Annotated in this window: 10 protein-coding genes and 3 tRNA genes; 5 read left to right on the top strand and 8 right to left on the bottom strand. The window is 47.4% G+C overall.

Features of this window, described 5'->3' with window-relative positions; all coding sequences use genetic code 11:
* Positions 1–2 precede the first annotated feature (2 nt).
* On the bottom strand, positions 3–1,541 hold the full coding sequence (gene amaB, locus ABD960_RS03335; protein ID WP_345329467.1) for an L-piperidine-6-carboxylate dehydrogenase: 1,539 nt from the start codon (positions 1,539–1,541) through the stop codon (positions 3–5).
* Positions 1,541–2,446: a DUF1338 domain-containing protein gene (locus ABD960_RS03330; protein WP_345329466.1), complete on the bottom strand. Its 906-nt coding sequence runs from the start codon at positions 2,444–2,446 to the stop codon at positions 1,541–1,543. Before ABD960_RS03330 ends, amaB begins: the two co-directional genes overlap by 1 nt.
* Before the next feature lie 216 nt (positions 2,447–2,662).
* On the opposite strand from ABD960_RS03330, the gene ABD960_RS03325 reads away from it, so the two are divergent.
* Both ABD960_RS03325 and ABD960_RS03320 read left to right on the top strand, forming a co-directional pair.
* On the top strand, positions 2,663–3,532 hold the full coding sequence (locus tag ABD960_RS03325; RefSeq protein WP_345329465.1) for an alpha/beta fold hydrolase: 870 nt from the start codon (positions 2,663–2,665) through the stop codon (positions 3,530–3,532).
* A gap of 11 nt (positions 3,533–3,543) precedes the next feature.
* Positions 3,544–4,383, top strand: coding sequence for an alpha/beta fold hydrolase (locus tag ABD960_RS03320; RefSeq protein ID WP_345329464.1), 840 nt, complete (start codon positions 3,544–3,546; stop codon positions 4,381–4,383).
* A gap of 81 nt (positions 4,384–4,464) precedes the next feature.
* On the opposite strand, the gene ABD960_RS03315 is transcribed toward ABD960_RS03320, so the two are convergent.
* The 3 genes from ABD960_RS03315 to ABD960_RS03305 all read right to left on the bottom strand — a co-directional run bounded on the left by ABD960_RS03315 (position 4,465) and on the right by ABD960_RS03305 (position 9,592).
* Positions 4,465–6,921: a glutaminase family protein gene (locus tag ABD960_RS03315; RefSeq protein WP_345329463.1), complete on the bottom strand. Its 2,457-nt coding sequence runs from the start codon at positions 6,919–6,921 to the stop codon at positions 4,465–4,467.
* A 152-nt stretch (positions 6,922–7,073) separates the two neighbouring features.
* The gene (locus ABD960_RS03310) at positions 7,074–9,326 is read right to left on the bottom strand and encodes a glycoside hydrolase family 95 protein (protein ID WP_345329462.1); all 2,253 of its coding nucleotides are present in this window, start codon (positions 9,324–9,326) and stop codon (positions 7,074–7,076) included.
* 32 nt (positions 9,327–9,358) lie between these two features.
* Complete coding sequence (locus ABD960_RS03305) at positions 9,359–9,592, bottom strand: hypothetical protein (RefSeq protein WP_345329461.1); 234 nt, start codon at positions 9,590–9,592, stop codon at positions 9,359–9,361.
* Here ABD960_RS03305 and ABD960_RS03300 point away from each other — a divergent pair.
* Positions 9,591–9,926, top strand: a complete 336-nt coding sequence (locus ABD960_RS03300; RefSeq protein ID WP_345329460.1) for a hypothetical protein — start codon at positions 9,591–9,593, stop codon at positions 9,924–9,926. The two genes, ABD960_RS03305 and ABD960_RS03300, sit on opposite strands and share 2 nt — an antisense overlap.
* A 74-nt stretch (positions 9,927–10,000) precedes the next feature.
* Here the strand turns inward: ABD960_RS03300 and ABD960_RS03295 are convergent, their stop codons facing one another.
* From ABD960_RS03295 to ABD960_RS03285, 3 genes are all read right to left on the bottom strand, one after another.
* On the bottom strand, positions 10,001–10,864 hold the full coding sequence (locus tag ABD960_RS03295) for a DUF808 domain-containing protein (protein WP_345329459.1): 864 nt from the start codon (positions 10,862–10,864) through the stop codon (positions 10,001–10,003).
* A 116-nt stretch (positions 10,865–10,980) separates the two neighbouring features.
* Positions 10,981–11,064 (bottom strand) — tRNA-Leu (locus ABD960_RS03290).
* A gap of 62 nt (positions 11,065–11,126) precedes the next feature.
* A tRNA-Leu gene (locus tag ABD960_RS03285) sits at positions 11,127–11,210 on the bottom strand.
* 104 nt (positions 11,211–11,314) lie between these two features.
* Between ABD960_RS03285 and ABD960_RS03280 the strand changes: the two genes are divergently transcribed.
* A complete protein-coding gene (locus tag ABD960_RS03280) occupies positions 11,315–12,322 on the top strand; it encodes a YCF48-related protein (RefSeq protein ID WP_345329458.1) in 1,008 nt (335 codons plus the stop codon).
* A 132-nt stretch (positions 12,323–12,454) separates the two neighbouring features.
* Positions 12,455–12,527, top strand: a tRNA-Lys gene (locus tag ABD960_RS03275).
* Positions 12,528–12,587: the final 60 nt, after the last annotated feature.

Raw genomic sequence — 12,587 nt, 5'->3', positions numbered from 1 at the left:
CCCTAAAAATCGAATTTTATACCTTGCGCCAATGGCAGTTGGGTTGAATAATTAATGGTATTGGTTTGCCTGCGCATATACGCTTTCCAAGCATCAGAGCCTGATTCGCGGCCGCCGCCGGTTTCCTTTTCGCCACCGAACGCACCGCCAATTTCGGCACCTGAGGTACCGATGTTCACATTGGCGATACCGCAATCCGAGCCCGCGCCGGAAAGGAACAGCTCGGCCTCACGCAAATTATTGGTCATGATGGCGGATGATAAGCCTTGCGGCACGCCGTTTTGCAGGGCGATGGCCTTGTCCAGGGTATCGTATTTAATGAGGTATAAAATAGGCGCGAAGGTTTCGTGCTGTACAATGGCGTAGCTGTTCTCTACCTCGGCAATGCAGGGCCTAACATAGCAGCCTGATGCGTATCCTTCACCCTCCAATACACCACCTTCTACCACAAAATTGCCACCCTCGGCCTTGCATTTTTCAATAGCATCCAGGTAATTTTTCACCGCGTCGGTATCTATCAGCGGACCCATGTGGTTATTACTATCCAGCGGATTGCCAATCCTGATCTGTTTATAAGCGTTTACCAGTTTCTGCTTAAAATCATTATAAACTGAGCTGTGGATAATCAGCCTGCGTGTTGAGGTACAACGCTGCCCGGCAGTACCCACCGCCCCGAAAACGGTGCCGATAAGGGCCATTTCCAAGTTAGCATCCGGTGTGATGATGATGGCGTTGTTACCTCCCAATTCCAGCAATACCTTGCCCAGCCTTGCAGCTACGGCAGTTGCCACAGCCTTGCCCATGCGGGTTGAACCGGTTGCCGATACCAATGCCACGCGCGGATCATTAGCCATCAGGCTGCCCACCTCACGGTCGCCGATAACGAGGCAGCAAACGCCCTCGGGAATATCATTCGCCGTAAATACTTTACTGATGATATGCTGACAGGCCACAGCCGTAAGCGGTGTTTTTTCGGACGGTTTCCAAACACAAGTATTGCCGCAAACCAGGGCCAGCATGGCATTCCAGCTCCACACCGCCACCGGGAAGTTAAAGGCCGATATAATGCCCACCACCCCCAACGGATGATATTGCTCGTACATACGGTGCAACGGCCTTTCGGATTGCATGGTTAGGCCATACAACTGGCGGCTTTGCCCCACGGCGAAATCGCAGATGTCGATCATCTCCTGTACTTCGCCCAAGCCCTCCTGCAGACTCTTGCCCATTTCGTAACTTACCAGTGCGCCGAGGTCATCCTTGGCCTCGCGCAGGGCATTGCCCACCTGGCGAACGATCTCACCCCGGCGTGGAGCCGGTACGGCACGCCAGGCAGTAAAGGACTGCTGCGCCTGATCGACGGCTTTATTATAATCATCCCCGATAGCCATATTTACCTTGCCAATAGCTTTACCATCAACCGGTGAATAAATGGTATGGGCGTTTGGACTGTTTACTTCGCCCCAAACACTGCCGGTGCTGTAGGCAGGGTTAACCTCATTTATCTTTAATCTGCTTAATATCTTTTGTATATCAACCATTATTTTTTGGTTTGACTGGTGTATGTACTTTCAAAAATCTTATCAGCATTGCCGGTTTCAAAACCTTCACGGCGCTGCGCGGCGGTAAGTTGATCCGCCGGAATGTGCTTATATTCAGGCAACGGACGGCGCTCGGCAAACTCCACGTAGCTGCCTGCTATAGCCAGCGTTTCGCCACCGGCAAACAGGGCTTCCTTCATTTCGGCAACGGTGCTGCTTTGGCTTAATAAACCATCCGGACTGGTCTTGATCTTGCCGCCCTCGGTATTCAGCCTGATGCCTAAACCCTCGACGAAGGTATTGAAATCCTCAATGGTATTGTAGCCGTTTTTAAGCGCGTGCACGCTGATGGTGTAATGATTAAGGTAATAGCGGTTGTAAATTACCCAGGCGGCATACTCATTCTCTTCAAGCAAGCGCAGGTAATCAGCCTTGGTGGGGCGATCCCATAAAGGTTTTTGAAAGAAAGCGCCAACCTCTGCACCATTATCCACGTCGAGCGCATCCACCGGGTCGCTATGTATGCCGGCGGTATATTTTTTAATGATCTGTTGCGCCTCGGGTGATAATTCCTCTACCCGCAACTCACTGATAAATATGCGCGGGTAAACAGGCTCCGGTGGGGAGAACCAATAAGCATCCAGTTTCTTTTTTTCAAAGTGATAATGGTCGCGCTGGGTGTAGCCATAGTGCAAAAATATTTTGCTTAATGAAGCTATGCCCAAATGCGGCAGCCCCAGCGTACGGAAAGCAACATGATCGTTCACAATATCCTGCTGCGAGGCAACCACGCCTTTCTCCACCAGCGCGGCGGTGATCTGCTTAACGGCGGGCACGCCTTCGCTGTAACGCTCAAACAAATCGTTAAGCGCTATGTCCAACGGTTTATGCTCATCAAATTTCATAATCCTGAATAATTAAACGACCCTAAAAAAGGGGCGGTTGGTTTATAATTTAAAGCTAATATCTGCAAATTAAGGCAAGCTAATATCATGTGCGAGCAACAATAATTTATGAGCAGGTATTGAAATATATTTTAATATCAAACCAATAATATAAAACCATATCCTATCTTTATATGTAACCCTTTTACATGCTAAGGGTTTACCAATTATAAATTTATGCCCCTGTTTAGATTTTTACTTTGCGCGGTAGTGTTTTACCTCGCGCCTACTGTATTGTATGCACAAGTTGCCGAAATGGACACCACTATTTATGGCCGCAACCCGGCCACTGGCAAATATGCCAACATACGCGGAATTAAGCTGTACTACGAAGTTTATGGCCAGGGCGAGCCTTTGCTGATGATACACGGTAACGGCGGCTCAATCAATAACTTTATCTTCCAGATACCTTACTTTGCCAAACATTACCGGGTGATACTGGCTGACAGCCGTGCACAGGGAAAATCAACTGATCCGTCGGACTCCTTAAGCTACGAAATGATGGCTGATGACCTGAACACGCTGCTGGATAATCTGGGGCTTAAACAGGTAAATGTAATTGGCTGGAGCGATGGTGGCATAAACGGGATGCTGCTCGCCTTGCGCCATCCGGACAAGGTAAAAAAGCTGGCCATTACCGGTGCCAGCCTGCGCCCCGATACAACAGCGGTTGATCCGCAGGTGTACAGTATGGCCATGGGCTGGAACCGGCAGATACAGGATTCGCTCAAGCTGATGAAACCGGCATCGGCACAGCTTAAAAATACGGCCAAGGTGATGCGCCTGCTATCATACCAACCCAACATACCCGCAAATGCGCTGCATAAAATAAAATGCCCGGTGCTGGTTATAGCCGGCGATCATGATGTGATCAAGAACAGCCATACGCTCGAAATAGCAGAGAATATTCCAAATTCATACCTGTGGATAATTCCCAATTCGGGCCACGCAACGCCTATCTACAAAAAGGATGAATTCAATAATACCATCAGTGATTTTTTAGCCAAACCTTATCGTAAAATTGAGGGAGAGGCCCGCTTTAATTAATTCCGGCTATTATGCGCTTTTACTATACTTTATTTCTGCTGTTATGTGGTTCTGGTTTTACAACATCGGCACAAAACTTTGGCAATAACCCGGCCGCCGGCAAATATGCCAACATACGCGGCTTTAAAATGTATTACGAAACTTACGGAAGTGGTAAGCCTTTACTGCTGGTACATGGCAACGGCGGCTCCATCAGTAATTTTGAAAACCAGATAGCTTACTTCGCTAAAAACTATAAGGTTATCGCGGTTGATAGCCGGGCGCAGGGTAAATCAACTGACCTGAGCGACTCATTGAGCTATGAGATAATGGCCGATGACCTGAACGCCCTGCTGGACACGCTCCAAATAAAAAATTGTTATGTAATTGGCTGGAGCGATGGCGGCATCAATGGTTTGCTGCTGGCCATGCGCCATCCTGATAAGGTAGGCAAACTAGCCATCACCGGCGCCAACCTGAAGCCTGATACCACGACACTGGACCCGTTTGTTTATAACGAGATAGCCAAAACCGACAAAAAATACCGCGACTCCCTGAAACGTTCCGGCTCCGCCCCATTATTAAAAAACGCGTGGAAAGTAAACCATATGATGCTGGTGGAGCCTAAAAACATATTGACCGATCTGCACCGTGTAAAATGCCCGGTGCTGGTAATTGGCGGCGACCATGACGCGATCCCAACCAGGCACACCATTGAGATAGCAGCCAGTATACCTAAATCATACCTGTGGATTTTACCAAACTCGGGGCATTCAACATTAGTGAATTATAAAGATCAGTTTAACACAACGGTAAACAACTTTTTTAAACAGCCGTACCGCGAAATAAGCGGTAACGACAGGTTTAATTAACAGGCAATATCTTCATCAAAAAAAAAAGATCGCCCGACTGTTTTATACAACCGGGCGATCTTTTAATATTCAGCCTTAGGGTTATTTTTTGTTCAGCTTATCATTCAGCATTTTAATGTAAAAACCACCTACTACGCTGCGCGCGGTGAAGTTTTGGCGGCGGGCATCCTTCGTTTCGTGCCAGTCGCTCATGGGTACACGGTCGGGTGTTTCTAAAACGTAGGTGTAAACAGGTGCAATCAGCGCCTTAAAATCAGCTGGGTTATCGGCCAGCGTGGCTGTCCAGGTAATCCAATCGCTTTTGGTATAGGTTTTACGGCTATCCAACGGCAGGCCGTACTTTTCCTGTTTGGTAAGATAGTACTTTACCTCCCTGCTGTACACTTCTTTCGGGAAGAGGTCAAGCTTTAACACCTTATCCCAAACCAGGTTATACTTTTGACTCCAGGTATTTTTGTTATTAAAGGTTAGCGCGTAATGGTCGCCCGCGTCGGCAGCTTCCATCCAGCGTTTGGCCATATCCTTAGCCATAGCGGTGTATTTTTGGCCGGTTGCCTTATCGCCCATCATGCCGGCCAGTGTACCGTAACCGCCAAGGGCAACTATGGCTTTAACAGAAAGGTTGGCATTGCGTGCCAGGTGACCGGCAAAATCATCAGTTGATAACTGGTTGGCGGGATCAAAGCCATCCTTAGCCAGATATTCGGCCCATGTAGTAAGCGTTTTCCAGTGCTTTTTAGCATAGTTGGCATTGCCTTCCACTTTGGCAATGGCGGCGGCCAGGATCAGCATATTGCCTGATTCTTCAACCGGCATATCCTCGCCGTAAGTTTGTCCGTTTGCCTGCGGATAGGTACCTAGGTCATGCGCTGAATAAGGTTTTGCCCACTTGCCGCTCTCGCTAAAGTAGAAGATGCCGTTCATCATCCCTTTAACCAAGTCAGGGTTATAGATCAGGAATAAAGGCGCCGATGGGTAGGTAATATCCACCGTACCAATAGAACCATTACTAAAATTCTCCTTTGACAGAAACAGCATCTCTCCTTCCAGGCTTTTCACCAGCTTATGCGCTGATACCGCCTGCCTGTAAGCCAGTTCGCAAAGGTTGGCATACGCTTCGCCGCCGCTTTTAAGGGCATCGGCATATAGCTTTTTATCAAAGGCGTTGCATTGCTGCGTTACGGTTTTATATTGCGTCGCGGCTAATGCCAGTTGTTGTTCGATAGTTTGCTTGCCGTCGGTATTCCACCACGGGCGTAAATTATTTTTAAAATATTGCACCGGGTACAGGTCATCATACCCGAGCATTACAAACTGCTCTTTAGCGGTTGCGCCTACGCTGCCCATAGGTATAACAGTGTTCAGCACCAGTTGCTCCCCTTTTAACTGACCAGTTTGTGCTACGCGCTGGCCAAAAAGCGTTTTCAGCGCATCGCCGGTGTTGGTGATGGTTTGTATAGCATGGTAGCTTTGCGGAACAGCAACATACATGTATCCCCAATCAATACGCACATCATCACCGGTACGTTTTAATAAGGGCTGCTCAATAGTCCCCGCTTTTAGTACCGACAGGCTGTTGGCCGTGTACTTACTTGCCTCCACCTGCTGAAAAGCATTATGCACCGCCACATTGGTTGATGCGCCAAAGTAAAGGCTAACCTTATGCGCGGCACCATCATTGGCGCGCACTTTGGCTGCAATATAGCTTACCGGCCTGGCAAGCAAATTTAAATCGTTCATCAGCAGTGGCGAGGTAAAGGTCACCGTCAGATCAGCCGGGCCGCAGGTAAATTCGTAAACGGTTTGGGTAGCATTAAACTGCAGGCTTTTTTGTTTGCCTTCGGTAAAAGCCATTGATTTGCTTGCCGGGGATTCCTGAACTAAACCAAAATCAACAAATGAGGGGCCGCCGGTGTTTACCGCGTAAACACTTAATACATTACGGCCTTTTTTTAATGCTTTAGCCAAATTGCCGGTTAACGGTATATAGGCAAATTTACCTTGCAGGTCGGGCTTGGTATATATCTGCTGCCCGTTAAGGTAAACCGTAGCCTTATCGTCATGCTGAATTTTAAGGTACACGGTACCGGCGGAGAGATCATCAAAGGTAAACGTCTTACGTATCCATACCTCATCCTTAGCCCAAACGGTTTTGGCTACCGAACCTCGGCTGCCTAAAGCGCCCGCGCCTTTTTGCCATTGCGCGTCGTCAAAGTCAGCATTTATCCAGTTATCGCCGGGTTTGGTTTCGGTATAAGTTACCGGGTACGCTTCCTGCTCGCCTGCCGGAACTATGGTTTGATAAACCTTATCGGGCTTGCCTAAAAAACTGTAAACCTTGCCATCAATATTAATTAAGCCGGTGAGCGATTGGTTAGCGCCTGTCCAGTGGCTGGTGGTGCCTTTATTCAACTCATCAGTGGTTGACCATATACTGAAGTAAGGATCATGGGTAATTAACGGATAAGCCGGGGCTTTACGCTCCTGGGCAAAAGCCACAGAACAGCCAAGCAACCATGCGAAAAGTGTTTTTCTCATGCGAGGTAATGGGGTTATTAATTTAATTTATTGGTTTTTAAAGCCCGTAAGTTAAAACGATTTAGGCAGTTATTCAACCAAAAACTAAATTAATTACTATCCTCTCAAGCTGATTAGCCCGGAAATGCATCGTAACAACAAAAAATCCTACCTTACTTACCGGCTTTAAAAGTATAAACACCGCCAGCCCTTGTTTTAAAGCTGTAAGTGGCACCGGTGCTTTTGCCCGTGGCATCGGTTAACCCATTAGGCAGCCTGAGCTTGCATAAGCCCCCATTTTTTGAGGTGATCACCAGCTTGGTAATGCGCTTGTTTTGCCATTGCAGCTCACTGATCACAAAACCTCCGCGGGCAACCAGGCCTTTAACCATCCCGACCGACCAGGCATCGGGCAGGGCCGGCAGCAGCTCCAGTTCGCCGGTTTGGCTTTGCAGCAGCATTTCGGCAATACCCGCGGTGTAGCCCAGGTTACCATCTATCTGGAACGGCGGATGCGCGCAAAACAGGTTGGAGTATATACCACCACCCTCGTTATAATCAACACCTGCGCCGCCAACAAGGGTAATGAAGTTGCGTAGTATTTTGTGGGCGTGGTTACCATCGTGCAGGCGTGCCCAAAAATTCATTTTCCAGGCCATTGACCATCCGGTTGATTCGTCGCCGCGGGCCTGAAGGGTTACACGAGCGGCTTCGGCGAGTTCGGGCGTAGTGGTCGGGCTGATCTGCCTGCCGGGATGCAAGGCGTACAGGTGCGATATGTGGCGATGATTATCCTTCGGGTCGTCGCGGTCGGTTTCCCACTCCTGCAATTGGCCCCACTTACCTATCTTGGGTTTAAGCAGGTGCGCACGCATATCGGCTACGCGATCGCGGTATGGCTTATCGATATTAAGTATGGTAGCGGCCTCAATATAATTGGTGAACAGATCATATATGATCTCCTGATCGTGCGTAACGCCATCCTCGGTAGGCCCATGCTCCGGCGACCAGCCCATGGGGGCAACCAGGGTGCCATCTTCACGGCGCTTCAGGTGATCGTCCCAAAACTCAACAATCTCCTTAATAACCGGGTAAGCTGTGTTACGCAGATAAGCTACATCCCCGGTAAAAGCGTAATGATCCCAAACGGCCTGCATGTACCAGGCGCTGCCGGGGGTATTCCATAAATAACCTTGCCCGCCAAAAACGCCGTTTTCGGTACGTACCGTCCAACCCCTTACGTCGGGATATTCCTCAAGCGTACGTTGTTTTTTTACCGAACGCATACTGTTGATGTAATCAATGTACGGCCACTCGCATTCAGCCAGGTTGGTAGGCCCGGCCAGCCAGTAATTCATTTGTATGTTGATGTTGGAGTGATAGTCTGATCGCCAGGGCGGGTTGTTGCTGTTATTCCATAAGCCCTGCAAATTAGCGGGCAAACCACCCTGCCTTGATGAACTAATGAACAAATACCGCCCGTATTGAAACAGCAGCTCCTCGAGGCCGGTATCATTATTCTTTTTATAAGCAACAATACGCTGATAGGTTGTTTCAGCACTACTAGCCTGCGCATTGCCCAAGGATAATTTCACCCTGCCAAACAGGTTTGTGTAATCCTTGATGTGCCTTGCCAGTAATTGGCTGTAAGGTTTAGCAACAGCGGCAGCCATGATCTTATCATTCTTGGCGATTGGCGTTACCCCACTTCGCCATTTTTTTGCTTGCTGATTGCTGTAGTTGGTAGCCGCCGTTAACAATATGGTAAAGCTATCCGCCTTTTTGATGGAAAGCTGCGCGTTGCCGTCGGCATCCTTTGTTAATGCTGATTGCCCGCCATTTAATATGATCTTTAGCGAAGCGGCATAAGCCAGGCCATTATCCAACGTGCCATTTATAGTAAGTGTGTTGCCCTTGCCCGTAATTTTGGCACCGTGGGCATCCTTTAGTTTAAGAACAGCATTGTAAGCCGTCTTTTGCCCAGCGGTATAACGCAACACCAATACCTTATCAGGGAAGGAGCAAAAGTATTCTCTTGCATAATTAACCTTCCCTGCTTTATAATATATGCTTTGTACCGCCTTGGTAATATCAAGCTTACGGGTGTAAGCTGATACGGTACTATCGCCGGATTGCTCAAAATCAATAAACAGGTCACCAAAGGCCTGGTAAGCTCCGGTTTCCTTTTCGTCGCCGGTCCAAAGGCTTTGCTCATTAAACTGTATATGCTCCTGTTTTACACCGCCAAAAACCATCGCACCTATACGGCCGTTGCCTATCGGGTAAGCCTCGGTCATCCAGTCGGTAGCCGGTTTATCGGCCAAAAGCAACAGGTTACTATTATCCGCAACCGGTTTGCGGCGTTGCGCTGTTGCAAAGGTTACAAAAGTGGTAGCAAGCAGGAATAAAAGGTATATCTTCCTCATAATGTATAGGCTTAGCTTAATTGGTTTTTATTTTAAACGCAAGGTACATCATCAAAAGCAGTAATTAACGCACTTGCAATTATCGCATAATAGTTAGCCAATAAAATAGAGTATGGGATTTTAACCGGATCGCTCAGCACTGATATCAATTGTTCTAAAAGGCAAAAGGTGCTAAAAATGGGCTTTTTATAATAACGATCAACAAATAGATGACCACCTGCAACAAAATATTTTTTTGATTGTAATATAAGCAAATCACCTACCATGAACGATCAGCAATTCAGAGAAGAACATAAGCCGCTGCATGTACCGGCTCATTTTGATAATAGCGCTGCTTTACGTGAGCAACTCGCCTTTGCTTTAGCCGATATTGGTGAAGGTAACGCTGATGAAATTGCAGCCCACCTGCTGGCATTACATCAAAAAGAAAGCGACGAGGCACTTACCAACGAAGCAAAAGCGCTCTTAGCTCAATGGGATAAAAACGGCTTGGTTACTGTAAATACCGACAATGGCGAAACGCGATATAATCTGCATAAAATTACCGAAGCTAACAGCGGCAGCGTTAACCCGCGTTTGCTTGCGCCCGGGCTTGATTAAGATAATAATATTACCTGCGACGACGCACTCGATCTTTAATTATTGAAAGCTAACCTTGTTTAGACACTCAGCGGTTACTTATATAAGCCGAATATTTTTTTCCCAAAACCAGTCACACCTACTGCCAGCAAACCGGCAGCCAGGCCTAATATAAACTCTTTAATTGTTGCAGGTATGCCGGGCGCAAAATGGTGCAGATAATCAATATTGTGCGCAAATATACCACCCGATACCAGTACCAGCGCTATGGTACCCGCCACTGCCAATACTTTTATAATCAACGGTAAGGCCTTTACCAGCAGATGCCCCAGGGTTGCCAAAAAGCCTTTGTCATTACTTTTTTTGATCAGCTTATAACCCGCGTCATCCATGCGCACTATCAGTGCTACGATACCATAAACGCCAACTGTTGCCAATATGGCTACAGCCGAAACCGTTAGCGTGCGTATGGCCAGATCACGATCTGTTACGGTGCCGAGCGCGATGATAACGATCTCAACGGACAGGATAAAATCAGTTGTAATGGCCGACCTCACCTTAGCCTTCTCGGCGGCTTGGTCATCCAGCGTATTTTCAGCAACAACCGCGTGAGCAGGCTTTGCTTTATGGAAAAAGAACTCGATTATTTTTTCGACACCCTCATAAGCCAGGTAAAAGCCGCCCAATACCAATATAATGGTGATTGCAGCAGGTAAAAATGAGCTTAGCAACAAGGCTATCGGTACAATGATAACCTTATTGATAAATGAGCCTTTGGTGATGGCCCATAGTACGGGCAACTCGCGGGAGGCCAGAAAACCTGTAGCCTTCTCGGCATTCACCGCCAGATCATCCCCCAAAATACCCGCCGTTTTACGCGATGCCACCTTGGCGGTAACGGCTACATCATCCATTAAAGCGGTTATATCATCCAGTACTGCAAAAAAACCTGATGCCATGTATGTAAAAATTTAAAAGGCCTGAAACACTAATGCAGTAACCGAAAGCAGTAAAAAAAGTTCAGGGAGAACTGAGGTTTTCGCGATGTAAAAGTGAGAAGATATCAATTTGAAAGTGCCCAGAACGAGATTCGAACTCGTACATCCTTACGAATGCCACCCCCTCAAGATGGTGCGTCTACCAATTTCGCCACCTGGGCATAACTCTGCGTTATTAAAAAAACAGACCAACTTATGCTGATCTGTTTTGTGTTTTGGGGCGTGCCCGAGGAGAGACTCGAACTCTCAAGAGACAATTCTCAACGGCTTCTGAGACCGCAACGTTTACCAATTTCGCCACCCGGGCTTAAATGAACCAAAGGCTCAAATGAGGCTGCAAATATAATGGCTTTAATGAAATAGTGAAAACAAAATATTAAATCATTATAAAGCCTGTTTATATTCGTTGTTATGAACAAGTACCTCAAACCATTTTTAATTATCCTGATGCTTGCCGCCGGCTTACAACAGCTTAATGCGCAAACCGTAACCCTGATTCCGCAAACTGTAACGGCAAGTATTCGCGGCATGTCGGTTATTAACGATCGCGTGGCCTGGATAAGCGGCAGCAAAGGCCATGTAGCCATTACTACAGATGGCGGAATAACCTGGAAATGGCAACAGGTAAAGGGTTATGAGAAGGCTGATTTCAGGGACGTTCAGGCTTTTTCAGAGAAGAAAGCCGTGGTTATTGCCTCAGGCACCCCGGCCCTGGTACTTAAAACCACTGATGGCGGCAACACGTGGACAAAAGTTTTTGAGAACAACGATGCTGCCTATTTTTTAGATGCGATGGACTTTGCCGACAGCAAGCACGGCTTTATTATGGGCGACCCGATTAACAACAAATTCCTGCTGCTCGAAACTAATGATGGCGGCAATACCTGGGCACAGGTTAGCAACGCGCCTGACGCCTTACCGGGCGAAGCCGCTTTTGCCGCTAGCGGCACCTGTATGCGCATACAGCAAGGACAAATTTTAATAGCCACCGGCGGAACGGCTTCCCGCTATATTTGTTCGCCGGTAAATAAATTGGACTGGAAATATATTAACACGCCCCTGCCGCAAAGCAAAAGCAGCCAGGGGGCATTTGGCATAGCGAAACACAATGCTACACTAATAGTTGTAGGTGGAGATTATGAGCAGCCGGCAAAGCGGGATTCGGTAGCAGCGATATTTAACGGTGAAAAATTCAGCCTTTCGGCAGCGATGCCTGGCGGTTTTCAATCAGGCGTTGAACATATTAAAGGCAAAACCTTTATAGCAACCGGTACCGCGGGCACTAACCTTAGCACGGATGGCGGCAAAACCTGGAAACAAATTGATAGCGGAAGTTATAACGTTTGCCTTAAAGCACGTACCGGAAGCCTGGTTTTACTGGCTGGTGATAAAGGCCGGATAGGTATTTTAAAATTTTAGTGACTGTGTGTTAATGTGTTATTAACAGCCGTTAAATTTATTTTAAATAGGGCTTGCACACATTAAATCAGACTCCTATATTTGCACCACTTTAAAGGAAACGGATATAACAATCCACGACACTTAAAGGATGATTCCGTAGCTCAGCCGGTAGAGCATAACACTTTTAATGTTGGGGTCCTGGGTTCGAGTCCCAGCGGGATCACAGAAAGCGCACTAAGGTGCGCTTTTTTTATTTAAACCAACCTGTAAATCTGGTTTTTAT

This window comes from Mucilaginibacter defluvii (assembly GCF_039543225.1).
Taxonomy (GTDB): Bacteria; Bacteroidota; Bacteroidia; order Sphingobacteriales; family Sphingobacteriaceae; genus Mucilaginibacter; species Mucilaginibacter defluvii.
This window is presented reverse-complemented; position numbering and strand designations above follow the sequence as displayed.

Bases quoted from the DNA above. Each gene is read 5' to 3' on its own strand.
- ABD960_RS03300 (WP_345329460.1), top strand. From the start codon at position 9,591: ATGAACGATCAGCAATTCAGAGAAGAACATAAGCCGCTGCATGTACCG.
- ABD960_RS03315 (WP_345329463.1), bottom strand. From the start codon at position 6,921: ATGAGAAAAACACTTTTCGCATGGTTGCTTGGCTGTTCTGTGGCTTTT.
- ABD960_RS03310 (WP_345329462.1), bottom strand. From the start codon at position 9,326: ATGAGGAAGATATACCTTTTATTCCTGCTTGCTACCACTTTTGTAACC.
- ABD960_RS03330 (WP_345329466.1), bottom strand. From the start codon at position 2,446: ATGAAATTTGATGAGCATAAACCGTTGGACATAGCGCTTAACGATTTG.
- ABD960_RS03320 (WP_345329464.1), top strand. From the start codon at position 3,544: ATGCGCTTTTACTATACTTTATTTCTGCTGTTATGTGGTTCTGGTTTT.
- ABD960_RS03280 (WP_345329458.1), top strand. From the start codon at position 11,315: ATGAACAAGTACCTCAAACCATTTTTAATTATCCTGATGCTTGCCGCC.
- amaB (WP_345329467.1), bottom strand. From the start codon at position 1,541: ATGGTTGATATACAAAAGATATTAAGCAGATTAAAGATAAATGAGGTT.
- ABD960_RS03305 (WP_345329461.1), bottom strand. From the start codon at position 9,592: ATGGTAGGTGATTTGCTTATATTACAATCAAAAAAATATTTTGTTGCA.
- ABD960_RS03325 (WP_345329465.1), top strand. From the start codon at position 2,663: ATGCCCCTGTTTAGATTTTTACTTTGCGCGGTAGTGTTTTACCTCGCG.
- ABD960_RS03295 (WP_345329459.1), bottom strand. From the start codon at position 10,864: ATGGCATCAGGTTTTTTTGCAGTACTGGATGATATAACCGCTTTAATG.